Annotated in this window: 23 protein-coding genes and 1 pseudogene; 10 read left to right on the top strand and 14 right to left on the bottom strand. The window is 64.9% G+C overall.

Features of this window, described 5'->3' with window-relative positions; genetic code table 11:
* Window positions 1-39 precede the first annotated feature (39 nt).
* Complete coding sequence (locus C489_RS04410; RefSeq protein WP_006429951.1) at window positions 40-867, bottom strand: hypothetical protein; 828 nt, start codon at window positions 865-867, stop codon at window positions 40-42.
* A 138-nt stretch (window positions 868-1005) separates the two neighbouring features.
* Between C489_RS04410 and purD the strand changes: the two genes are divergently transcribed.
* Window positions 1006-2298, top strand: coding sequence for a phosphoribosylamine--glycine ligase (gene purD, locus C489_RS04405; RefSeq protein WP_006429950.1), 1293 nt, complete (start codon window positions 1006-1008; stop codon window positions 2296-2298).
* Between the two features lie 65 nt (window positions 2299-2363).
* Here the strand turns inward: purD and C489_RS04400 are convergent, their stop codons facing one another.
* The 5 genes from C489_RS04400 to C489_RS04380 all read right to left on the bottom strand — a co-directional run bounded on the left by C489_RS04400 (window position 2364) and on the right by C489_RS04380 (window position 7006).
* On the bottom strand, window positions 2364-3722 hold the full coding sequence (locus C489_RS04400; RefSeq protein WP_006429949.1) for an aminotransferase class III-fold pyridoxal phosphate-dependent enzyme: 1359 nt from the start codon (window positions 3720-3722) through the stop codon (window positions 2364-2366).
* Between the two features lie 41 nt (window positions 3723-3763).
* Window positions 3764-5062, bottom strand: a complete 1299-nt coding sequence (locus tag C489_RS04395) for an MgtC/SapB family protein (RefSeq protein ID WP_006429948.1) — start codon at window positions 5060-5062, stop codon at window positions 3764-3766.
* Window positions 5063-5177: 115 nt separating this feature from the next.
* The gene (locus C489_RS04390) at window positions 5178-5453 is read right to left on the bottom strand and encodes a PadR family transcriptional regulator (RefSeq protein WP_006429947.1); all 276 of its coding nucleotides are present in this window, start codon (window positions 5451-5453) and stop codon (window positions 5178-5180) included.
* 459 nt (window positions 5454-5912) lie between these two features.
* Entirely contained in the window at window positions 5913-6059 is a 147-nt protein-coding gene (locus C489_RS22090; protein WP_006429946.1) for a hypothetical protein, read from the bottom strand.
* Between the two features lie 209 nt (window positions 6060-6268).
* Window positions 6269-7006: a hypothetical protein gene (locus C489_RS04380; RefSeq protein WP_006429945.1), complete on the bottom strand. Its 738-nt coding sequence runs from the start codon at window positions 7004-7006 to the stop codon at window positions 6269-6271.
* Window positions 7007-7327: 321 nt separating this feature from the next.
* On the opposite strand from C489_RS04380, the gene C489_RS04375 reads away from it, so the two are divergent.
* Window positions 7328-8053: a DUF7117 family protein gene (locus C489_RS04375; RefSeq protein ID WP_006429944.1), complete on the top strand. Its 726-nt coding sequence runs from the start codon at window positions 7328-7330 to the stop codon at window positions 8051-8053.
* 102 nt (window positions 8054-8155) lie between these two features.
* Here C489_RS04375 and folD read toward each other — a convergent pair whose 3' ends face one another.
* The 4 genes from folD to glyA all read right to left on the bottom strand — a co-directional run bounded on the left by folD (window position 8156) and on the right by glyA (window position 12674).
* Window positions 8156-9049 (bottom strand): bifunctional methylenetetrahydrofolate dehydrogenase/methenyltetrahydrofolate cyclohydrolase FolD, encoded by an 894-nt coding sequence (gene folD, locus C489_RS04370; protein WP_006429943.1) that lies wholly within the window; start codon window positions 9047-9049, stop codon window positions 8156-8158.
* 179 nt (window positions 9050-9228) lie between these two features.
* Window positions 9229-10041: an alpha/beta fold hydrolase gene (locus C489_RS04365; RefSeq protein ID WP_006429942.1), complete on the bottom strand. Its 813-nt coding sequence runs from the start codon at window positions 10039-10041 to the stop codon at window positions 9229-9231.
* A 124-nt stretch (window positions 10042-10165) separates the two neighbouring features.
* Window positions 10166-11107, bottom strand: a complete 942-nt coding sequence (locus C489_RS04360; RefSeq protein WP_049890598.1) for a hypothetical protein — start codon at window positions 11105-11107, stop codon at window positions 10166-10168.
* A gap of 319 nt (window positions 11108-11426) precedes the next feature.
* Complete coding sequence (glyA, locus tag C489_RS04355; RefSeq protein WP_006429940.1) at window positions 11427-12674, bottom strand: serine hydroxymethyltransferase; 1248 nt, start codon at window positions 12672-12674, stop codon at window positions 11427-11429.
* 163 nt (window positions 12675-12837) lie between these two features.
* On the opposite strand from glyA, the gene C489_RS04350 reads away from it, so the two are divergent.
* The 7 genes from C489_RS04350 to C489_RS04320 all read left to right on the top strand — a co-directional run bounded on the left by C489_RS04350 (window position 12838) and on the right by C489_RS04320 (window position 20016).
* Entirely contained in the window at window positions 12838-14979 is a 2142-nt protein-coding gene (locus tag C489_RS04350; protein WP_006429939.1) for a hypothetical protein, read from the top strand.
* A 402-nt stretch (window positions 14980-15381) separates the two neighbouring features.
* On the top strand, window positions 15382-16200 hold the full coding sequence (tbsP, locus tag C489_RS04345; protein ID WP_006429938.1) for a transcriptional regulator TbsP: 819 nt from the start codon (window positions 15382-15384) through the stop codon (window positions 16198-16200).
* A 358-nt stretch (window positions 16201-16558) separates the two neighbouring features.
* A complete protein-coding gene (locus C489_RS04340) occupies window positions 16559-17263 on the top strand; it encodes an RNase P subunit p30 family protein (protein WP_006429937.1) in 705 nt (234 codons plus the stop codon).
* Entirely contained in the window at window positions 17247-17876 is a 630-nt protein-coding gene (locus C489_RS04335) for a class I SAM-dependent methyltransferase (protein WP_006429936.1), read from the top strand. Before C489_RS04340 ends, C489_RS04335 begins: the two co-directional genes overlap by 17 nt.
* A 3-nt stretch (window positions 17877-17879) precedes the next feature.
* Entirely contained in the window at window positions 17880-18365 is a 486-nt protein-coding gene (locus C489_RS04330) for an Rpp14/Pop5 family protein (protein ID WP_006429935.1), read from the top strand.
* 4 nt (window positions 18366-18369) lie between these two features.
* Complete coding sequence (psmA, locus tag C489_RS04325) at window positions 18370-19140, top strand: archaeal proteasome endopeptidase complex subunit alpha (protein ID WP_006429934.1); 771 nt, start codon at window positions 18370-18372, stop codon at window positions 19138-19140.
* Window positions 19141-19290: 150 nt separating this feature from the next.
* Entirely contained in the window at window positions 19291-20016 is a 726-nt protein-coding gene (locus C489_RS04320) for a ribosome assembly factor SBDS (protein ID WP_006429933.1), read from the top strand.
* Between the two features lie 38 nt (window positions 20017-20054).
* On the opposite strand, the gene C489_RS04315 is transcribed toward C489_RS04320, so the two are convergent.
* Both C489_RS04315 and C489_RS22845 read right to left on the bottom strand, forming a co-directional pair.
* Window positions 20055-20372: an FUN14 domain-containing protein gene (locus tag C489_RS04315; RefSeq protein ID WP_006429932.1), complete on the bottom strand. Its 318-nt coding sequence runs from the start codon at window positions 20370-20372 to the stop codon at window positions 20055-20057.
* A 317-nt stretch (window positions 20373-20689) separates the two neighbouring features.
* Window positions 20690-20824, bottom strand: a complete 135-nt coding sequence (locus C489_RS22845) for a hypothetical protein (RefSeq protein WP_275039566.1) — start codon at window positions 20822-20824, stop codon at window positions 20690-20692.
* Here C489_RS22845 and hflX point away from each other — a divergent pair.
* Window positions 20823-22124 carry a GTPase HflX gene (gene hflX, locus C489_RS04310; RefSeq protein ID WP_006429931.1) on the top strand — a complete coding sequence of 434 codons (1302 nt, stop codon included), beginning with the start codon at window positions 20823-20825 and terminating at the stop codon, window positions 22122-22124. The genes C489_RS22845 and hflX overlap by 2 nt on opposite strands.
* A gap of 278 nt (window positions 22125-22402) precedes the next feature.
* On the opposite strand, the gene C489_RS04305 is transcribed toward hflX, so the two are convergent.
* Window positions 22403-23836: an MEDS domain-containing protein gene (locus C489_RS04305; protein ID WP_006429930.1), complete on the bottom strand. Its 1434-nt coding sequence runs from the start codon at window positions 23834-23836 to the stop codon at window positions 22403-22405.
* A gap of 149 nt (window positions 23837-23985) precedes the next feature.
* Window positions 23986-24059: pseudogene (locus tag C489_RS23210) on the bottom strand (IS6 family transposase); the annotation flags it as partial.

Genomic DNA, 24059 nt, shown 5'->3' with positions numbered 1-24059 from the left:
GGAGACGTGCGTTCACGTGTCTCTCCGCGAACCGCCGCTCTATTCCGATCCCGACATCGAATCGGTACAGACTCCGGCCTCGAGACCGTCGTCCCCAAGATCACTCGCTTCGCCCTCGAGACGGTACCGGAAGTCGTAGGCCGCGCTGCCACCGGAGCCGTGAACGACAGCGACTCTGCCGGTCCGCTCGGTCCCGTCACAGTTGGTTGCGTTCGTTCCTTCGGGGAACGCGAACGGCGTATACGTCGTCTCGAACGATTTCGACGTGTTCGATGGAACGACGAGATCCGTTCTCGAGGGCGACAGTCGCTGATTTGCCGCGACGCCGACGACGCCTGGACCGCGGTCGAACGACGAGCGGTCGAACGAATCACGCAGGGGATCGATCGTCGGATTCGGAACGTCGCCGTAAATTCCCACGAACCGAACGAGTAGCGGACCGTCGGCCTGGTTCTCGATCTCGAGTCGCGCGCGGCCGTCCGGAAGGGGCTCGACCCCGGTCACGTACGCGTGAACCAGAGCGCCGACGCGCATGGTGGCGACGCCAGCAGATGTCTCGACTTCGATGCGAAGCGACAGCGAGAGACGCGTCTCGAGGCGCTCCGGGAAGACGACCGGAAAACGGACGGGTGTGCCGGGCCGCTCGATCGTTTCGTACTCGCCGCCGCCAGACTCGTAGAGGGTAGCCCGCTGAATATCGACACCGTCGCGAAACTCGACGACGAGGTCCGTCTCGTCGAACCGATATCCTTCGAACACGTCGTTCGAATCCAGCCGTGTCGTCGTGAACGGGAGTGAGTCCGTGCAGCCGGCCGAGAGGAGGGTCCCGCCAGTCGCGAGGGTCTGAAGGAACGGGCGACGATTCATACGCGTCTAATTTCTCTCAATACATATATAATTTCTATCTATTTATCCGGGCCCTTTCCACGCCAGATACCACGATCGTGCATATTTCCGCTCGAGGAAAGAGCAACGCTTACAGGTTCGTGCGTTCCGCTATCGACCATGCGAGAGAACGTCCTATTGATCGGGGGTGGCGGCCGCGAGCACGCCATCGCCCGCGCGCTCGCGGACAGCGAGGCAGACCTCTACGCCTGTGCCGGCAACAAGAACCCCGGCATCGCCCGCATCGCGTCCGGGTTCGAGACGCTCGAGACGACCGATCCGAAAGCGGTCGCCGACTACGCCGAGGAGATCGACGCGACGATCGCCGTCATCGGCCCGGAGGCACCGCTGGAGGCCGGCGTCGCGGACGAACTCGAGGCCGCGGGGGTCTACCCGTTCGGCCCGAAGGAGGCCGACGCCCGAATCGAGACGGACAAGGCCTTCCAGCGGCGGTTCATGGCGGAGAACGACATCCCGGGCTGTCCCGACTTCGAGACCTTCGACGACATGGAGGCCGCCTGTGACTTCATCGACGAGTACGACGGCGACCTCGCGATCAAGCCCGCGGGCCTGACCGGCGGCAAGGGCGTCAAGGTCATCGGCGATCAGGTCACCGCCGAGGAGGGCAAAGAGTACATCCGGGAGTCCGACTACGACCGGATCGTCCTCGAGGAGCGGCTGATCGGCGAGGAGTTCACGATCCAGGCGTTCGTCGCCAACGGCGCGTTCGAGACCGCGCCGGCGGTCCAAGACCACAAGCGCGCCTACGAGGGCGACGAGGGACCGAACACGGGCGGCATGGGCAGTTACTCCGACGCGACGAACGAACTGCCGTTCATGACCGAAGCGGAGTACGACGAGGCCGTCGAGATCATCGAGGCGACCGTCGACGCTCTCGAGGACTACCGCGGCATCCTCTACGGCCAGTTCATGCTGACCGAGACCGGCCCCCGCGTCGTCGAGTTCAACGCCCGTTTCGGCGACCCCGAGGCGATGAACACGCTGCCCGTTCTCGAAACGGACTTCCTCGAGGTTCTCACGGCGGCCCGGAACGGTAACGCGCCGCCGGCACTCGAGTTCGCCGAGCAGGCGACGGTCTGTAAGTACGCCGTGCCGGACGGCTATCCGACCGAGCCGGAGTCGGGTGCGAAGGTACAGGTCGATGAGGAAAGCGCGGGCGACGCGTTGCTCTACTACGCCAGCGTCGACGAACGCGACGACGGGATCTACACGACCACCTCGCGGTCGTTCGCGCTGGTCGGCGTCGCCGACTCGATCGACGAGGCCGAGGAGATCTCCGAGGACGCGCTCGCGGTCGCCGGCGAGGAGGGACTGCGCGTACGTCACGACATCGGCAAAGCCGACCTCATCCAGCGCCGGATCGACCACATGGCGGACCTCCGCGGCGAGTAACGGCCCGATCGACCGAGCCGCGCCGGTAGGTCCGCGCTCGAGACCGCGATCGACGCGTTCGACTTCTACGCTGACCCTTCTGCCGCGACAGCCGCGATCGTCTCGAGCAACAGTCGCGACCCGAGATCGATTTCGCGCTCAGTGACGTCGAGCGGCGGCAGCAATCGCAGCGTCTTGTAGCCACAGCCGAGGGTCAACAGGCCGCGCCGGAACGCCGCCTCGAGGACTGCGTCGCGACGCTCTTTGGTATCGAACTCGACGGCGAGCATGAGCCCGCGACCGCGAACGTCGATCATGCCGGGCGCGTCGCCGTCCGCCATGGCGTCTGTGAGTCGTGTGCGGAACTGCTCGCCGCGTTCGCGGACGTTCGCCAGCAGGTCGTCCTCGTGGATGGTATCGATGGTGAGCACGCCCTGCATGGCCGCGATGAGATCGCCCGCGCCCCACGTCGAGGAGAGGCGACTTTTTTCGGTGGGGAAGACATCAGAGCGCGAAATCGTCGCGCCCACGCGCAGCCCCTTCCCGCTCGTGATGACATCGGGCGTGAGATCGAGATGGTCGACGGCCCACAGCTCGCCCGTCCGTCCGACTCCCGACTGGATCTCGTCGGCGATGATCCGGAGGCCGTACCGGTCACGGAGCTCCTCGAGGTCGCGCGCGAAGTCGGGGTGGGCGACCCGGTAGCCGCCCTCGCCTTGAATCGGCTCGATGATGAGGTAGGCGACCTCGTCGGGGTCGACGACGCCGCGTTCGGGGTGGAGCGCGTCGGCGACGACGTTGCTGCCGGGGCCGTCGGTTCGCCAGCGGGTTTCGTAGGCCTCGTCGGTCGCGGGATAGGGGACGCTGACGACGCCGGGAATCTCCGGGTAGCCGCTTCGGTGGACCGCCTTCGAGCGGTTGAGCGAGAGCGCGCCCAACGTCCGGCCGTGGAAGGCACCGTCGAAGGTAAAGCCGCGGTGGCCGCCCGCGGCGTAGCAGATCTTGATGGCGTTCTCGACGGCCTCCGCGCCGGAGTTCGAGAGGAAGACCCGGTCCATGTCGTAGTGGTCCGTCATCGCGACCAGCCGGTCCATCAGCTGGGTCGGCCCGGGGAAATCGGGATCCTCCGGAGGCCCGCCACCGCTGACGTAGAAGTCCTGGCCGGCGATCTTCAGCGGGTCGACGAGGTCGAACTCCCGGAACTTCTCGCGGATCGTCGGATTGTTGTAACCGAGCGGCGCGGCCGCGACGTGGCTCGTGAAATCCAGCAAGACGTTGCCGTCGACGTCGGTACAGAACGGGCCGACAGCTTCGCGGCTCGCGTCCCAGACGAACTCGTAGACGTATGTGCTCGGGGCGGCGAACCGGTGGTGGTAGTCGACCCACTCGCTCGCCCGCTCGCCGGGCATCGCGTCTACCTGCGGTTCGACCGTTGCTCGGTCCATACGATACCTTCGGTCGCCGCCGGCTAAAACTACTCGACGGCCTAGATGACGATGAGAATCGACGCGATGGCCCCGCCCAACAGCAGAATCGTGCTGTAGGCCGCGACCCGGTTCCGAAAGCCGTCGTTCGTCGAGGTCGCCGCCAGCAGCGCCTTGACCACGATGCTCGAGACCGTCGCGAGCAGGATGGCGATCGTTGCCTCGGCCGGGCTCAACTGGCCGCCACGGTAGAGGACGACCGCCGAGGTCGTCGCGCCGGCACTCGAGACGAAGCCGCTGGCGACGGCCGTCGCGTAGAAGCCGAGGGTCCCGAACCACGTCTCGGCCAGCGACCCGAAGACGAGGACGACGAGGAAGACGGCCCCGAACGCGAGGGCGTTCTTCAGCGAGAAGGGGCTCTCGAGTTCCATCGGGCCGGACTCGCTCCAATCGGCGGTGAGCGCGGCGACGGCGAACGCGAGCAGGATGACGGCACCGAGCGGGACGACGGCCTCGATCAGGATGTCGCTCCCGCTACCGGCCGTAAAGCCGACGGCGATCGCGAGGTTGCGGGCGGCCATGGCGGCGTTTGCGAGCAAGATCGCGGCGACGGCGTACGAAGATGCTTCCGGCCGCTGGTTGACGTGATCGAGCATCGTCCCGACGACGGCCGTCGAGGAGGCCAGTCCGCCGAAGAAGCCGGTGATCGCGATGCCCCGGCCGCCGTAGGTCGAGACGATGGCGTAGTTCGCGATGCCGATCCCCGCCACCGCGACGACCATCAGCCAGATGACTTGGGGCTCGAGCGGGATGGTCACGCCCGCGACGTCAGGCTCGTAGGTCGCGGGGAGGATCGGGTAGATGACGAAGGCGAGGATGGCGAACTCCGTGGTCGAGCGCATCTCCTCACGGGAGAGCCCCCACGCGAACTCGTGGAGTTCCCGCTTCAAGATCAACAGGAGCGAGGAGAGGACGGCGACGGTGACTCCCTCGATGATGAATCCGACGGCGACCAGCGAGCCGACGCCGTAGGCGACGAGCATCGACACGGAAGTCGTTAGCGAGAGACCGGTTTCCGCCGGATCGTCTTCCATGAGCCCCTGGACGGCCAGCAGGACCCCCTGAACGATGACGAGCAGTCCGCCCAGTAAGAGGAGGCTCTCGCCGACGCCGGCCTCGTTGACGAGGACCGTAAAGACCGCGCCAAGCAGGCTGATCAGCGAGAACGTCCGAATCCCGGCGGACTTCTGGGACCACTCGCGCTCGAGCCCGAGGAACATCCCCAGCGCGCTCGCGAGGGCGAGCCGGACGACCGTCTCCTCGAGCGGCGGATCGGCGAGTTGCAGCGCGACCTCGTTCACTGCAGATCATTTGCCGTGATCGCATATAAACGACGTGCCGGGAGGCATCGAGCGATAGCGATCCCCGCAGGTAGGCGGTGACTGTGACGGAATCGAGCGGTGCCGACGAGTCGGACTACAGATCGACGTACTGGGTCTCCCACTCGCGCCGGGCCTCGAGTTCGCGACGGCCGCGGCGGGTGAGCGTATAGAAGTTCGTCCGCCGGTCGCGCCGGCCCTTTTCGACGAGTCCCTTGTCGACGAGGGTGTCGAGGTTGGGATAGAGCCGCCCGTGGTGGATCTCCTTCTCGTAGTACTGCTCGAGTTCCTCCTTGATCGCCAGTCCGTGGGGCTCGTCCTCGCCAGCGATGACGTAGAGCAAGTCACGCTGGAATCCTGTCAGGTCGTACATTGGGAAAGTACCACTCTCACTTACTGTCGAATTTTAATAAGGCTATCGGGTTGTTACGATCGAAAGAAGGCTATTACCAGTGAGGAGTCTTGTTTTCAGCGCCGACGATCCATAACACCCGTGACGAATCCCCTGCCGAACCACACATAACGTGCAGTTCATGTTTACAGTTCACTAGTTACGTTTCGGTACAATTATATTGAACGAGTACGATATTCAACGGGTCGAGATCGAGCGATAGAACCCGGAAGCGTCGCCACTCTGCTGTTTGCGTTCGAAACAGGAAAGCAGATCGCGTGACGGAAAAATGTCACGCGATCGCTTGCCGCCCTGAATTGGTCCCCGCTGACGCTTCGGCCCTCCAAGCGAAGCGTCACGTGGATGGTTCCGCTGAGTGTACTTAAATGTAACGACACAGATCAGCCACGAGCCGTGTCGGGTCCCGTTGCACGGGCGCGATTAGATGTGTTCTTCCTCGAGCACCCAGCCGATCGCGCGCTTGTAGTAGGTAAACATCTCCTCGACGCCGTCGTGGCGCATCTCGTCGCTCTCGAGGTGTTCTTTGAGGAACTCGTACTGCTCGCGGATTTCGTCTTCGTCACGCATACCCGTCACTACCGACCGAGAGGGGAAAAAAGTCGCCACGCGGCGGTTCGATCCGTGAGCGAAGCCGCCGGCGGCTCCACAGACGCCGTCGCTCTCGCCGTTTCGCTCGAGAAGGTCCCTGTTTCCGCCGTGAAACGATCGCAAACGGTCGCTCTCGAGTGAATAGCCCGCTCGAGTCGCCACGACACGACGCCGGACCGACGGATCGATTACTCGCTTGTGTTGCTGTCTTCGCTTTCGTTGCCGCTCTCGGTCTCGTTACCGCTTTCGGTCTCGTTGCCACCCTCGGAGTCGGTCTCGTTCCCGGCACCACCGTCGCCGAACATCAGCGTGACTTCCTCGTCGTCGCCATCGATCTCGACGTCGTCTTCGGTTTCCTCGCCCTCGTTTTCGGCGGTGACGGTGTACTCGCCGTCCTCGAGTTCCTCGAACTCGACTTCGCCGTTCTCGTCCGTCTCGTCTTCCATCGGGAACTCCTGACCGGTCCCGGTTCCGGTCGTGGTCTCGTTGTCCGATTCGTTCCCGGACTCGTTCATTCCCGATTCGTTGCCGGCCATCGACTCGTTGTCCGACTCGTTCATCCCTGACTCGTTCATCCCTGACTCGTTCATCCCCGTCTCGTTCATCCCCGTCTCGTTATCCGATTCGTTCTCGGACTCGTTGCCCATTCCGCCGTCGGACATTCCCATGCCCGCTTGCTCGAGGGTAACCGTCGCACCTTCGATCGCTCCCTCGGCGTCTTCGACCGTGACGGTCAGGGTGTACGTTTCGTCGCTTCCGGACTCATCGCCACCGCTCTCGTTTTCGGTATCGTTCGTACCGTTTCCGTTGCCTTCCGATTCGTTATCGCCGCCGGGGCCGCTGTCGGCACAGCCAGCCAGCGCGAGCGCACTTGCTGTTCCTGCCGCGGTTACGAACGTCCGCCGGTTCAGTCGCTTACGGGACATATATCCCGATAGGACGGTCCGTCTGGTTTCTATGTGGCCTGCACCTGCCGTCCGTTAATCACCTATTGAACGACCCCCAGAAACTGGTGATCGTCACCGCTCGCGCACCATCAACGAGCCGGAAATAACACGGGAAGCGACACTCGCCGAGAGGCGACGGTGTCGGTAGCCGGCCTATCCGGCCGCTATTCAGTGTCGCTCGCGACTCGAGGGGCTCTCCACGGTTCCCACCTCGAGTCGCCGTTTACCGATGCCGCGCAGATCGGGGCCGCGTCGCGACGGTCCGGTGAGACTTTCGGTGTCCCGACCGTACCGCCGCCCATGAAGATCCGGGGTGAGCGCGAGTGCAAGGCGTGTGGGACCCGCTGGTCGTACTACGAGACCGGCAGCGTCGGCTGTCCGGCTTGTGGCAGTCTGCAGAGCGTCGGCGTCGACGAACGCACCGAGCACACGGACCAGCAGGTCGCGTTCGATCTCACCCCCGTTCGGAACGCGATCGACGAGACCGCGACCGACGATCTGGCCGAACGGGCCCGCGACCGCTGTCGGGAGTACGTTCGCCGACGCGGATTCGTCAACGCCGGCAGCCTCCGCGAACTCGACGACACCTACCTCGCGGCGACCGAACTGCTCCACGTCGCCGACATCGTCGCCCGCGAGATCCGACTCGAGGACCGCGAGGAACTGTACTTCCTCTCCTTGCTTCGGGACGCCGATCAGGGTGAGCGCCCGCCGGTCGAGGAAGTCCCCCGGACCTTGCGAGCGGCCCGCGGGCTCGCGTACGCAAACGCCGTCCGGGAGTACCGCCGCGATATCCGGACGTGGGCTGAGGACCGCGACCTGACCGCCAGCGAGCGGACCGCACTCGAGACCCTCGGCGAGCACGTCAAGCGGATTCGGATGCTCGACGGCGACGTCGACCCGCGGACCGCCGAACGGCTCGTCGAAGCGACCCGTGATCTGGCCAACGGCCTGCGCGGCGACGAGTTCGCGTTCTCGCAGGCCCAAGAGCGACTGGACAGCCTCGAGTTCGATTCGATCGACTAGCGCGGCGCTCGGTGGGGTGATCGGGTAGTTAGAGCGGAACCTCGACACGATGCCGGACGGCAGAGCTCGAAAAACAGGCTCGAGACGACGTGCGTCGATCGCTCAGGGCAGTTCGACGTCGATATCTTCCTGCAAGCTCGCGGCTTTGACCGTGTTGTAGAGCAACATCGCGCGGGTCATCGGGCCGACGCCGCCGGGGACGGGCGTGATCGCGCTGGCTTTCTCCTTCGCGCTCTCGAATTCGACATCGCCGACGAGTTCGTACCCCTTCTCATTGTCTGCGTCGACGCGGTTGACGCCCACGTCGATGACGACCGTGCCGTCCTCGAGCATCGAGCCGTCGACGAGTTCCGGCACACCGGCGGCGGCGACGACGATGTCGGCGCTGCGGGTCTTTTCGGCGAGGTCGTCGGTTCGGGAGTGACAGACCGTCACCGTCGCGTTGCCGTCGTCGGCCTTCTGGATCAGCAGGTTCGCCAGCGGCTTGCCGACGATGTCCGAGCGGCCGACGATGGTCACGTCCTTGCCCTCGGTGTCGATATCGGCGGACTCGAGGAGTTTCTGGACGCCGTGGGGGGTACAGGGACGGAAGCGGGCGTCGCCGGCGACGAGTCGGCCGACGTTCTCGGGGTGGAAGCCGTCAACGTCTTTGGCCGGGTCGACCCGGCGGATCACGTTGCGGTAGTCGACGTGGTCCGGGACCGGAGCCTGCACGATGTAGCCGTGGACGTCGTCGTTCTCATTGAGGTCGGCGATGGTGTCGAACAGTTCCTCGGGCGGGGCGTCGCCGTCGACGTCGACGTGGTGGCTCTCGATGCCGACCTCCTCGCAGTCGCGCTGTTTCATGTTCACGTAGGTCTGGCTCGCGGGGTCGTCGCCCATGAGCACGGTCGCCAGTCCCGGCCGCGAACCCGCGTCGGCGAGCGTCTCGATCGCGTCGGTCAGATCGTCCCGGATCTCGCTCGCGACGGCGTTGCCGTCGATGATCTCGGTCATTACCTGAATGGGCGGCCGCGAGGCTCATTAATCCCCGGATTCGTGCCCAGAACGGTCCCAAATTCGAGTCGAATACACACGTCCGTGTACAACCGGTCACGGACTATCGGACGAATGCGAGCACCCACCCAATTGGGTCTCGAGTGCGATCGGACCGTACATCGGTTCGTCCGAGGGTATCAGAACCGCTCGTCGAGGAACGACCTGATCGCGTCGGTCACCGGCTCCGGGTTCTCCAGCGTCGAGGTGTGACCGGCCTCGGGGATCAGTTCCATCTCGGCGTCGGGCAGTTCCTCGAGCATTGGTTCGGCCCGCGACGGCGGGAGCGTCGAGTCCTCTTCGCCGTGGACGATGAGCACCGGCACGTCGATTTCGGACAGTCGATCGGTCACGTCCTCCCGGCCGAGCCACGAGTTGAGTTCGTGGTAGACGGCTTTCCCCGGATAGGTCGCCCAGCGGTCGACCCACGCCTCCACGAGGTCGCGGTCCTCCTCGAGGGTCGTCTCGCCGAACAGTTCGGCCGTCGATCCTTCCGCGATTTCGCGGGGCAGCGGCTCGAGTGCATCCTCGTAGGGCTCTACCAGCGCGCTGTACTCCGCGCGCTCCTCGTCGGGATGCGGGGTCGCGATCGAGTCGATCAACACGAGTCCGTCGACGCGGTCCGGATACGCGAGGGCGAACCGGAGCGCCGTGAAGCCGCCCATCGACATGCCGGCGATGACGGCGCTGTCCTCGCCGAGGCCGTCCAGCAACGCCGCGCAGTCGGCGGTGAGATCCCACAGGTCGTAACCCGGCGCGTACCGGTCCGTCCGCGCCCGCAGGTCGTAGGCGACGGCCCGGTACTCCTCGCGCAAGGCCTCGAGTTGCGGCGCGAACATCGTCCGGTCCATCAGCGTCCCGTGTGCGAAGACGATCGGCCGTCCCTCGCCGAGGTCGGTCGTCAGCGCATCGGTTCTGGTCCGGTACATTTCGGTGGCTGTTGCATCACCCATGTGAGTTGGTAACGACAATCTCTCTGAAAAGGATACGTTATGCGGAAGCACACGGCACTCGCACGCGACGCTGGCCGCCGTTCGAGACAGGCGATCTCTCGACGCTCGAGTCGAACGCGAAGCGCTACCGGTTCATGCCCGGTTCAGCCACGTCCCACTCGGTCGTGTCCTGCGCGTCGGTCACCACCGGCGCGTACTCGTCGGCGAGGCCCTCGTATTCGCCCGTCTCGGCCGCGTCGATCAGGAGTCGGGCCTGTCGCTCGTGGACCGCTCGAGCGACCGCCAGGGCGTCCGGACTCACGTCGACACCCTCCGCCTCGAGCTCGGGGCCGAGCCGCGCCGTCCAGACATCGTCCTCGAGCAGGCAGACGGCCCGTTCGTCGGCCGACAGCGGCGGGACGCCGGCGACGTGGTCGCCCGTGCCGACGAGGTCGAAGCGCTCGATCGCCTCGAGAATCCCGATCACGTCGGTCGCCGAGGCGTCGCGGTCGGCCGCGGCGAGGGCCGACTCGAACGCGTCGGCGTCGATCGGCGCGCTCATCGTCTCGGGCCGTGGCGTCGGATCGCCGCGGTCCTCGTGTTCGATGACCGCCTCCGCGATGGGGTCGCTGTCGTCCGCGACGCCCGGCAGCGGGTCGGCGCGGTAGGTCTCCCCGTTGTCGAACCGAACCGGGACGAATCCGATCGTCTCGCCGGTCGTGATGGCGTCGAACAGCAGCGGATCGTCGGTATCGTAGGTCTCGAGGTCGAGCCCGAGCCCCTCGGGCGGCTCGGCCCGGACCAGCGGGTCGGGAACGGGAGCCACGATTTCACCGCCTTCCTCGCGGAGTTGCCGCGGATACGGCGCGTCGGCGGTGGCCGCCGCCTCGACCCCGCTGCAGACGAGCATGGGAACGTCCTCGGCGTCGTCGATGTCCCAATCGATGTGGTCGCCGCTCGCGGCATCCATATAGTCGGCGACCGGCGTCACCACGACCGCCAACTCCGAGGCCGCCGTCTCGTCGGTCTCCCGAAGCGCGAGCAACCGATCGTCGTCCAGCACCGTTCCAGTCGGACGTGTAGCCATTGGCTGCGGTACGATTAGGCGGCGGAAAAGCCGCGTGCCGGCGAGTGACAGGCGACGGTCCGAGCGGTCAGCGAGCGACTCGAACAGTGAGTCGAAGCGTACGTTCTTCCCCTCGGGGTTCGAGGGCTACCTATGGCCTCGAGATCGACGACGCGCGAATCGGTGCGCTCGCTCTCACCGGTCGTCGGGCTCGGTCTCACAGTGGCGATTACGATGGCCGCGGCGATTGCTCTCTGTTTACTGGCGATAATTATAGTCAGCTAAGAAAGTCGGGCCGTGATCGGCCCCGATAGACTCCGGCGAGCCGATCGCCGTTTTCCTACTCGTACAGCGGGTTCTCGTCGCACAGCGTCGCGACTTCCTCGCGGACCTCCTCGATGACGGCCTCGTCCTCGGGGGCGTCGACGACGCGGGCGATCAGGTCGCCGACTTTCCGGCAGTCGTCCTCGTCGAAGCCGCGCGTGGTCAGCGCCGGGGTACCGGCGCGGATCCCGCTCGGGTTAAAGGGCGAGCGCGTCTCGCCGGGCACTGTGTTCCCGTTGAGAACAATGCCGGCCTCCTCGAGTGCGTCCTCGGCGTCGCCGCCGGTGGTATCGGGGTGGCTCTCGCGTAGGTCCACGAGCACGAGGTGGTTGTCGGTGCCGTCCGAAACCAGCGAGAACCCGTGCTCGGAGAGGCGCTCGCCGAGTGCCTTCGCGTTCGCGACGGTCTGTTCGGCGTAGTCCTCGAACGCGGACTCGAGAGCTTCCTTGAAGCCGACGGCCTTGCCGGCGACGTTGTGCATAAGCGGGCCGCCCTGTCCGCCGGGGAAGACGGCGGCGTCGATGTCGTCGGCGTACTCCTCGCTGGTCATGACGATGCCGCCCCGACCCGAGCGGATGGTCTTGTGGGTCGAGCCGGTGACGAAGTCGGCGATACCGACCGGCGAGGGGTGGACGCCCGCGGCGACGAGACCGGTGATGTGAGCGATGTCGGCGAGGTGGAGCGCGTCGACGTCGTCGGCGGCGTCCTGAATGCGCTCCCACTCGATCTCGCGCGGGTACGCGGAGTAGCCCGAGACGATGATGTCCGGGTCGAACTCGGCGGCGTGGTCGGCGAGGTCGTCGTAGTCGATGTAGCCCGTCTCGGGGTCGACCTCGTACTGCTCGACCTCGTAGAGCTGGCCCGTGAAGTTCGCCGGGTGGCCGTGGCTCAGATGGCCGCCGTGGTTGAGATCCAGCGACAGGATCTTGTCGCCGGGCTCAAGCATCGCGAAGTAGACCGACTGGTTGGCCTGCGTGCCCGAGTGTGGCTGTACGTTGACGTGCTCGGCACCGAACAGCTCTTTCGCCCGCTCGATCGCGAGTTCCTCGACCTCGTCGGCGTACTGGCAGCCGCCGTAGTAGCGCTCGCCGGGATAGCCCTCGGCGTACTTGTTCGTCAGGGCGCTGCCCTGCGCGTCGATGACGGCCTCGCTGACGTGGTTCTCGCTGGCGATCATCTGTAACGTCTCTCGCTGGCGGTCTACCTCGCCCTCGAGGGCGTCGGCGACGGCTGGATCGACGTCCCGAACCTGATCGTGGTTCATGTTCGAAGTGGGGTCAGGCGGCTGCATAAGTGTACCCTTCCCCGGCAAGTCGGGCCACTATCGTTGACCGCCGCGGCGACGGCGTCGGTCGATTGCGCCCGCGTTTGCTACTCTATCACACCCCGATACAACTAACTTGTCCGAGTGACATTCATCCAACCGAATGATCGAGTGGGCGGTAGACGGCGACACTCTCCACGTCACCGATGCGGATACCGCCGAGCTAACCGTCACCGGTGACGACCTCGTCGTCGACGGCTCCGGCGACGACATCTCGCGCCCGGTCGACGACACGATCGCCCTGACGGCGAGCGAACTCCGATTCCCGCATGCGGTCGTCTACGCGTTCTCCCGCGGTCTCGAGGACCAGTACGAACTCGACCCCAGCGGGGAGCCGCTGGTGCTGTCGCCCGACGAGTACGTGATCGATATCGACACGGAGATCAAGTCCTATCTCGAGTTCTCCGGGCGGGCCACGATCGAAAAGACCGACGACTACGAATCGATCGTCGTCTCCTTTCCGGACCGAACTCGAGTCACTCTCGGGGTCCGCTGTCGCCACGAGTTCCCCGCCGGGACGATCACCGTCCCCGACTCCCCGTCAGCGATCGCCGAGGCGGTTACACACATGGCCGCCTCGCACAAAACCGACGGCCCGGATCGGTCCTACCCCACGCTGCGGGGCCATCCCTCGCTGATCGAACACGGCGACGAACTCGAGATTCCCGACTGCATCCGATCGGATACCGCCGACCACGGAATCGAACTGGTCGTGCCGCCGGACTACGAGTCGCTGTTCGTGACCGCGCCGCTGGCGTACTACCTGCAGGCGACCGTGCGGACGACCGACGAGGGCCGCGGCAACCGTGCCGGTTCGACGCGCGACGGGCTGCGACTCCGACTCCAAGATCGCGGGATCGAGACGGAACTCTCGCCGATGCCCGACCTGGAACGCGACGTCGAGCGACTGCTCCGGAAGACGTTCTTTCTCGACTGCCTCGTCCGAAACGTCGGCCCCTACGGAACGACCCTCTCGGAGGGCAGCCTGCTCGAGGCGCTCGATCTCGACGCCGAGGCCTTGTATCACGCCTCCCTACAGGATCGACTCGCGACCTATCTCGAAGTCCCCTACGCGGCGATCGAACACCGCCTCCCCGACTGGCATCTCTCGACGTACGTCGCGCCGACCTACGACAGCGTCGAAACGCTGCCGTTCCTGCTCGACCGCCTGAGCATGATCTACACGCCCCGGACCTCCGAACTCGAGGGCCAGGAACTGGTCGAACGCTCGCTCGAGGACTTCTATCGGGGCCCAGAGCCCAGCGCAGGCGACCGGAACGAAGCCGGCCCAGCAAGCAGAGCCAGCGCCGGCCAGGTCGCTTCGGTCGACATCGTCAAGCCCGACCTCCGGAGCGGTCGAACCCACGGCTGGCTCGCCGACGGCGTCCCGATCGACGTCTTCAAATCCACCGCCGAGGCCTACCACAACCGCCTCGAGTTCCTCGAGCGGACGAGCGATTCGACCTCGATCTGTGTCGTCCTGAACGATCCGGAGATGGCCGGCGAACACGACGACGTCGCCGAGATCTACCGCCAGCGCTCCGAGGAGCTATCCATCGATGTCTCCGTCGCGGAGTCGCTCACGACGGCCGAACTCGCCCGCATCTTCGAGGACGACCACGACTTCGTCCACTACATCGGCCACTGCGAGACCGACGGACTGTGCTGTCCCGACGGCACGCTCGCGACCTCGAGTCTCGGGCGCTGTAACGTCGAGACCTTCTTTCTCAACGCCTGTGGCTCCTTCTACGAAGGACTAGAACTGATCGAGAAAGGCAGCGTCGCCGGCGCTGTCACAGTCACCAAGGTGTTGAACGATCACGCGATCAAGGTCGGCTCGACGTTCGCCAAACTGCTCGTCCACGGCTTCAGCATCGAACGCGCGATGGGCCTCGCCCGCAGGCGGATCATGATGGGCAAAGACTACGCCGTCGTCGGGGACGGCACGCACTCGCTCGCCCAGGGCAAACACCGGCTTCCGACGACCGCGACGCTCGAGGAACTCGAGACCGACAGCGACCGGCGGTACTCGCTGACCCTCGACTGTTACTCGACGCGGGCGACTGGCTCGTACTACTTTCCCCACATCGAGACCAACGAGTACGCCTATCTCTGTGGCAACGAATCGACCTTTACGCTGACGGAGTCGGAACTCGCGACCATGCTCGGAGAAACGGAAGCATCGGTGATTTACGACGGCGACATCTACTGGTCGGCGGATCTAAGCCGTCGGTTCGATCGCTAACCGTCGTTACGGCCCACCGTACGTACTGACCCGCTTCGCCCGCATCACGAACCGTCGCGACGATCGACTGGTTTCGGTTTTCGCTCGGATTCCTGCACTATCGACCGATTCCCGACTGGGCTGGCACAGCCGGCCGTCTCGAACATCCATACAGGCTGGCACTACCGAGCTGCTTGTATATAGTTATTGCTGATAGCTACCGCCCTCGGACCGACAATTCGGACCTCAGCCGCCGCGACGACGATCGGTACCACCTGCCGCATGTAAGTGTTATCTATATTTCATCGGCGAACTAACGATTTAGTGGACAAAAATTACCGCTTCAGGCCCCAGAGGAGAAGTTCTGCTGTGCAGATGGCCACCAAAATTAAGTGAAGCGCTCTCGATTACTTCTGTATACACATGACCTCGAATTTACTCAACCACCAGATTGACGATATTCTCGAGTCCGTTCTCGAGGATGCGAGCGGTGATATCTACATGGTCAACCCGTCCCGCGATGCCATCGAGGAGTTCGTGTCGGTCGCGACCGGATTCGACGGCGACCTGCCGTCGGTCCACATGCTGGCCGACGAACGGACGCTGAAAGACGTCATGGACGACTTCATTATCGCCTCGAACGCCGCGGACCTCATCAGCGAGGGCGCACTCGCCCTGCGAACGCTCGAGGCGGCCCCCGAAAACTCGCTGGTCGTCAGCGAGGACCGCGTCGTCGCCATCGTCCACGCCGGCGACCGCGTCGGCGGGCTCATCACCGACGACGAGAGCTTCGTCGAAGACACCTACGACACCTACGCCGACCGCTGGGCGGACGCCGCCGATTTCAACCTGCGAACGCCCCCGATCACGGACGTTCGCGAAACGCTCGCCGACGAGATCAGCCCCGCGGCTGAGGAGGACTTCACCGCCATCCTCGACTCCCTCGAGACCGCTCGTGGCGACGGCGACGGCCTCGACGAGGTCACCATCTCGCTGCTGGTCGCCGCCAAGAACGAGGCCCTGCTCTACGACATCAGCAAGTGGGGCGAGGACGTAGGGATCGCCTCGAAGGCCACCTTCTCCCGAACGAAGACCAAACTCGAGGACATGGGTCTGATCGACACCGAGAAGGTCCCGATCGACGTCGGCCGCCCGCGCCTGCGCCTCAAGATCGGCGACGACCGGCTCAACGAGGCCGACAACGGCCAGCTCGCAACGGTCGCGCAGTCGATCCTTAACTAACGAAATTTTGCTCTGCGGTCTATCGCGCTGACGGCTTCGCCGCCAGCGCGATGTCCCTCGGCAAAATTTCGATCAAAAGCACTCCTCCCTCCGTTCCGAACGCGTCGCGTTCTCCACATCGGTCGTCGGCCCGCTCGCTCGGCCACCGGCCTCGCTCGCGGTCGTGACCGGGTGACCGCCTGCCCTCCCCCGCTGAGCGGAAGCTCGCTTCCGCGATGCTCGGAAGGGCTTGCTCTTCCGTAGAGTCGCGTGGCTCTCACTGTTGTTCGAGCCACGCTCCCGGCCGTTGATTCTGTCCGTGGTTCTCGAGCCACCCCATGACGCAAACCCCAAGTCGCCGCCGCGAGACGACTTGAGTATGTACGAGGCCGTCCACGCCCGTCCCGACGGAGAGAGCACGGTCGCCAGAGTCGCGAAGACGGCGGCCGACTACGGGTTCGAGGGCGTGGTCGTCCGCAATCACGCCGGCGCTCGAGCGGCGTACGATCCCGACGAAATTCGCGACGAGTACGGGATCGACATCGTGGAGGGGGTCGAGATCCGGGCCGACGATCCACAGCAGGCCAGCGGGTCGGTGGGAAACTTCCGGACCTCTCACACGGTCGTCGGGATACACGGTGGGACGACGGCGCTGAACCGCTTCGCAGTCGAACAGGCGAAAGTGGACGTGCTCGCCCATCCGATGACCGGCAACGGGGATTTCAATCACGTCTTGGCGAAAGCCGCCGTCGAAAACGGCGTTCGCATCGAGTTCAATCTCGGCGGGGTGCTCCGAGAGAGCGGCGGCCGCCGCGTCCGCATTCTGCAGTCGCTGCGGAAACTGGGGGAGATCGTCGATCACTACGACGCGCCCTACGTCGTCAGCGCCGACCCGACTTCCCACCTCGAGTTGCGCACACCCCGGGAACTCAAAGCGCTCGGCGAGGAAATCGGGTTCTCCGGCGAGTTCGTCGAAGATGGCCTCGCGGAGTGGGGCCGGATGGCCGAGCGAAACCGGCACGTTCAGTCCGAGTCGTTCATTGAGCCGGGGGTCGAACGTGGCAGGTATGAAGAAGAGCCTTGAGGAACACGCCGCCCGGTTCGACGAGAAGGCGGGCGAGTACGACGAGTCGAAGTCCGAGGAGTACCACGCCTGCGCGAACCTCGTGGTCGAACACGCTGCCCCCGAAAACGACGACGTCGTCCTCGATCTCGCGACCGGAACCGGCGCGATCGCGCTCGCGCTGGCCCCCGACGCGAAGCGGGTCGTCGGCCGCGACATCAGCGAGGAGATGATGGCCGAAGCCGAGGGGAAGGCCGCCGACGAAGGGCTCGAGAACCTCGCGTTCGACCGCGGAACCTTCCGCGAGCCGAACTACGACGGGCAGGTCGACCTGGTCACCTCGAACTTCGCGTTGCACCACCTCTCGGACGAGGAAAAGCGCGAGGCGATCGCGGTCATCGCCGACCTCGAGCCCCGGAAATTCGTGCTGGGGGACGTGATGTTCTTCGGCGAGCCGGACCCGGAGGCCCCGTTCTACTCCCCCGAGGTCGACGATCCGGCGACGGTCGGCGTGCTCGCTGACGCCTTTACCGACGCGGGCTTTTCGCTGACGGCGGTCGAGCGCGTCCACGATCAGGTAGGCGTGCTGGTCGCCGAGCGGAGTCCGACCGCAGACGACCCGGCGGCCGAGTAACGCATGAAACACCTCCCCAAACACCTCCGACCGCGCTGGCGGTACCTCGCCGTGGAACTCGAGACGTGGCCCGACGAGCGGCTCGGCAGGCGGTCGTTCCAGCGGGAGCTGTGGTACGCGGGCCAGAACCTGCTGGGCGATCCCGGCAGCGCCGACGCCGATCTCAGCGTCGTCAGGTTCCGGTTCACCGACGGAACGGGAGAAGCGGTCGTCAAAGTCCGCCGCGGAGAGACCGAATCCGCCCGCGCGGCAGTGGCCTGTATCGACGAAATCGACGGCGCTCCCGTGGGAATTCGGGTCAGCGGTATCAGTGGCACGATCCGGGCGGCTGAAGAAAACTATTTAGGACGGGACGGGCAAGATTCCGAAGAGAGAAACGTCGTGTTCGGGAACGAGGAGCGAGTCGCCGTCCTGCGGGACGACGTTGGGGACGTGCGACTCGATGAGGCGTTCGTGGGCGCGACAGACCTCGATTACCATTTAGTGTGATACTATGCAGGGACAACAACAACAGCAGGCGTACGACCGCGGCATCACGATCTTCTCGCCCGACGGCCGACTCTACCAGGTCGAGTACGCTCGCGAGGCGGTCAAGCGAGGCACGGCGAGTATCGGTGTCCGAACGAACGACGGCGTCGTGCTGGCCGTCGACAAACGAGTCCCCTCCCCGCTGCTCGAGGACTCGAGCGTCGAGAAGATCCACAAGGCTGACGACCACGTCGGGATCGCCAGCGCGGGCCACGTCGCCGACGCCCGCCAGCTGATCGACTTCGCCCGCCGCCAGACGCAGGTCAACCAGCTGCGCTACGGCGAGCCCATCGGCGTCGAGACGCTGACGAAGGAAGTCACCGACCACATCCAGCAGTACACGCAGGTCGGCGGTGCCCGACCGTTCGGCGTCGCGCTGATCGTCGGCGGGATCCAGAACGGTGAGCCGCGCCTGTTCGAAACCGACCCCTCCGGGACCCCCTACGAGTGGAAGGCACTCGCCGTCGGCTCCGACCGCGGCGAACTCCAGACCTACTTAGAGGAGAACTACGACGACGAGGCCGACCTCGACGGCGGCATCCGACTCGCACTCGACGCGCTCGCGTCGGTCAACGACGGCTCCCTGCTCCCGAACGAAGTGGGGCTGGCGACCATCGACGTCGAAACCGAGACCTTCGAGCAGTTCGATCAGGACCGGATCGCCGACCACCTCGAGGAGAACGACGTCCTCGACGACGGCGAGGACGAGTCCGAAGACGACGACCCCGCCGAGTAATCGAGACGCCGTCGGTTTCCGACCGCCGTTTTCCGACTTCTTCGCTGTGTGTGTGGGCATGTGAGTCAGCCGTCTACGAACCCAACCAGCGACCGGATCGCCGGATCAAATCGGGAAACACTCTTTTCATTGGCGGCGGAACCGTCAGGTATGATTTCGCTTGACGAGGCAGTGACGGCGCGACTCGAGTCACACGGGGCGCGCTTCGAAGTGTTAGTCGATCCCGATGCGGCACTCGACATCAAACGCGACGAGTTCGAGGGCGACCTCGAGGACGTCATCGCCGCCGAGGACGTCTTCGAGGACGCCTCGCGGGGCGACCGGCCCGCGGAGGCCGACCTCGAGAAGGTCTTCGATACCACGGAGCCACTCGAGATCATTCCCGAAGTGATCAAGCAGGGCGAGATCCAGATCACGGCCGATCAGCGCCGCGAGATGCAAGAACAGAAGCGCAAGCAGTTGATCGACACGATCACGCGCAACGCGGTCAACCCGCAGATGGACAACGCGCCCCATCCGCCCGAACGGATCGAGAACGCCTTGGAGGAGGCCGGCTTCACCGTCGATCCGATGGAACCGGTCCAAGAGCAGGTCGACGACGCGCTCGACGCCCTGCGGCCGATCATCCCGATCCGGTTCGAGGAGGTCACCGTCGCCGTCAACGTCCCGGCCGACCACGCGGGCAGCGCGCAGGCGAAGATCCGCCAGTTCGGCGACTTAGAGCGCGAGGAGTGGCAAGGCGACGGCTCGTGGATCGGCGTCCTCACGTTCCCGGCCGGACTCCAAAACGACTTCTACGACACGGTCAACGAACACACCAGCGGCGAGGCGGAGACGGAAATCGTCAAAGACAAAGACGACCTGCGAACGCGGTAAGCCCCGCGTCGCTCGGCACACTCGAGACGCCGTGTTGGCTATCCACGGTGAAATCCGATCAGGAAGCCGCTGGTAAAGCCCACGCCGATCGACAGCGTCGAGATCATCGACTGGAGCCAGTGGATCTCCGCCGCTCCCTCCGCTCGCGCTTGGGTCTTCACAATCCCGGCCGAGAGCCGGTTCCAGTCGACGATAACGATCCCCTGTGACTCGAGGTAGCGAAAGGCCATCAGTTGGACGCCGACGATGATCGCCAGCAGTTTCGCGATCTTCTTCGCGGCGAACCCGATGAGACCGCCGACGACCGCGCCGCCCCCGAACTCGAGGCCGAGGGTCGTCGGATCGAGATCTATCATACCCGGTCCCATTCGAGTCGGTTCGTATGACTGTTGTGGTCGACTACACAGTCGCGGGAGCGTCGACTGAGCGGTGGGCGGTCATCGTTGATCGTTAGTCAGCGCGGCCACTCGGCGGTCATTGGCCGTCAGCTGTCGGCCCTCGGCCGTCGATAACTCGCCGTTCGATCGTCGCCACTCGAGTGTGCGAACAGCAGCTCCCGGAATCGCGAGAGGGCGTCGGGCGCGGGATTCAAGGCGGTCCGTCACGTACGGGTGAGCATGAGTCACGTGCGTCTAACGGAGGTGTGTGGCCGGCATCGTTAGCGTCTTCGGGGTCACGCGGCGGTGTCAGCACCGTCGACGCGGCCCACGCGGCCGGCGCGTGCGACCGACGAATCGCAGGCTCGATGAGCGGCGGCGCTCCCGCGAGCACGACCGACCACGCCCGGCAGCGAGACAGCTACCTGCATGAACACGATCATCGTCAAGCGCGTCGATTCCGGTACGGCCGATACGAGCGAGATTCGCGATCTGGCCCGCGCGGCGGGATACACCGTCGTCGGCGAGGTCACACAGTCCAGACGGGCCGATCCGGCCCTCCAGATCGGCGAGGGGAAAGCCGAAGAGCTGGCCGAGTTAGCCGCGGAAACCGATGCGACGACCGTCATTTTCGATAACCGGCTCGGTCCCTACCAAACCTACAATCTCGGACAGCTCCTGCCGGACGGCGTCGAGGTCATCGACCGGTTCACGCTGATCCTCGAAATCTTCGGGCAACGCGCCCAGACGCGCAAGGCCCAGCTCCAGGTCGAGCTGGCCGAACTCCGCTACGAACTCCCGCGAGCCGAGGCGAAGACGAGCCTCGCCAAACGCGAGGAACACCCCGGCTTCATGGGCCTGGGCGAGTACGACGAGAGCCGCGAGCGGGACATCAAAGACCAGATCAGCCGGATCAACGACGAGCTCGAGCGGATCGAGCAGACCGAGCAACACCGTCGGGAACGCCGCCGGGACTCCGGGTTCGATCTGGTCGCGCTCGCCGGCTACACGAACGCCGGCAAGTCGACGCTGCTACGCCAGCTCGCGACCGATCTCGAGGTGGAAGAAAACGAGGATCTCCATCAGGATCTGGATCCGACCGCCGAGTCACAGGACAAGCTGTTCACGACGCTCGGGACGACGACCCGGCGGGCGGCGATCGATCGCCGGGACGTCCTGGTGACCGACACCGTCGGCTTTATCAGCGATCTGCCACACTGGCTGGTCGAGTCGTTCAAGTCGACGCTCGACTCGGTCTACCGGGCGGATCTGGTCTTGCTAGTCGTCGACGTCAGCGAGCCTATCGACGAGATCCACGAGAAACTGGTCACCTCCCACGACACCCTCTACGAGCGCAACGAGGCCCCGATCGTGACCGTGCTGAACAAGATCGATCGGGTGAGCGACGAGGAACTCGCGGAGAAACGCGAGGCGCTCTCGTCGCTCGCGCCGAATCCAGTCCCGGTCAGCGCCGCGGAGGGACTCAACGTCGATACCCTCCTCGAGCGGATCGACCACGAACTGCCCGACTGGGAGGAAGAGCGGCTAATGCTTCCGATGACCGATGACACGATGAGCGTGGTGTCGTGGATTCACGACAACGCACACGTCGACGACGTCACCTACGGCGACGAGGACGTCATCGTCTCTTTCGAGGCCCGGCCCGCGGTGGTCTCGCAGGCGCGCTCTCGCGCGAGCGACCTCCGGACGGCCGCCGCCGAATCGGCCTAACAGTTGTTGGTAACACGGCTTCTTTATTCCGAATTGGACGTGAAAATCACGGTAAGTACAGGCGGAGAAGTGTGCACTCACCGCGAGCGAACGCAGTGAGTGAGCGGGCCGACGACCGACCCGCAGGGGAGGGAGGAGTGCTTTTCATCGAAGTTTTGCCGAGGGCGCGACTCCGTCGCGCCCGCAGCGCAAAAGTTCGGTTCGCATCTGTAGTTACCGAACCACTCGATTTGGTTCGAGAAGATTCTTGGGTAAAGAACCAGTGGTACTATCTACTGCTAACGGACCGGTCTGTCGCCGCGCTCCGTCGCTTGCACCTCGGTTCGGCCGACGGTGCGCAGTTCGATACCGATCCGACACGTTTCGACGTCGCTTTCGGGGAACCAGAGTCGGCCGGCCGACTGTTCGACGATCCACTTGACGAGCCAGAGGCCGAGCCCGCTCCCGTGTTCCAGCGGCGTTTCCGTCCCGTGTTGCAGCGCCCGCTGGTCGCTTTCGGGGATGGGGTCTCCCGGGTTCTCGATCTCGAGCCCGACGAACTCATCCGTTCGGTTCGTAACCGTAATTCGCACGGTCGGCTCGTCGGCGGACTGGTGGATGACACCGTTGGTCAGCAGTTCGAGGAGTGCCTCGTCGAGGGCCGCGTCCGCGAGCACCGTCTGGGACGGTTCGTCGCCCGTTACTTCGATCCGCGCTCCGGGCGCACGCTCTCTAAGCTGGCGGACTGCGCTATCGATGACCGAACCGAGCGTCGGGGTTTCGACCTCGCTCTCGCCGACGACCTGCTGAATGGCTCGCGCTTTTTCGGCGGTCTGGACGAGTTCCCGGGCACACTGTTCGGCGATCTCGAGTCGCTCGCGGGACCGGTCATCGATCTCGTCGCGCTCCCGAACGAGCGAGAGGCTGCCCAAAATCGTATTGAGGTCGTTGCGAACGTTGTGTCGGAGCACGCGGTTGATGACGGTGAGGCGTTGCTCGCGGCGGTCGATCTGGCGGCGGCTCCGCGTGAGATCGTACAGTTGCTCCAGCATGAGACGGGAGTCGAGGCGGACGTCGGCCGAGGACTGGTACTCCGAGGGCGGCACGTAGTAGGGGTTATCACAGATCGTATACCGGTAGATGATCTGTTTGTGCGTCCAGAGCGCCTTGGCGATCGACCGCTCGCCAAAGCGGTCGAGGTCGTACTGGCAGAGCGCGGTGACCGGCAGCTCCGGACAGGTGGCGTCGAACTCCGCCTCGAACTCGAGGACGTGGTCGAACGACTCGTCCGTGTGAAAACACCACGTGTTCTCGCCGGCGACGCTGAAGCCCTCGTAGCCGGCGTCGATGCTCGCGGCACACGCCGCCTCGAGCGTGTCGATCATCCCGTCGGGATCGAAGCCGTCCGCGAGGTAGGCTTCCGTGGCGTCCCGGATCTCCAGATCGCCCGCCTCGAGTCGACTTTCGACGTCGATATCCGTCGTTTCGAGGGCGGCCCTGATCTGAGTCGGATTGTTCGCGTCCGCCAGGTAGAGACAGCGCCGGCCGTTGCGGAGCGCGTCGGCGATGAACGCCGCCGCGATCTCGAGTTGGGCCGTCGGCGAGTCATAGAACAGGGCGAGATGCCGGTCGAGATCCGTCCGTGCGAGGTCGGTTCGGATACCCGCGTCGCTGCCGGTGGCGTCATCTCGGCGGTCGGACCCGGGATCGACCGAGTACACCTCGTCCCGCATTCTATAACCATTATTATTAGTATTGAGGCAAAGAATTTTCGGCTAGCGATCGCAACGGCAGACTGCCGACGCGGCGCGTTTCCGTTTTCGGCTCGCGCCCGCGCAAGCGGGCATCGGACGGCCCTGTCCGCGGCGACGGTCGTGTTAACTTAAGCATGATTCCACCAGACGGCGTGGGCTTGAAGCCAGGTTTCTGCGGTGACTGGATCGACGTGACTGAAGC

It is taken from the genome of Natrinema versiforme JCM 10478, from assembly GCF_000337195.1.
Classification (GTDB): Archaea; Halobacteriota; Halobacteria; order Halobacteriales; family Natrialbaceae; genus Natrinema; species Natrinema versiforme.
Note: the sequence above shows the minus strand (reverse complement) of the source record. Positions and strands in the feature narration are given on the sequence as shown.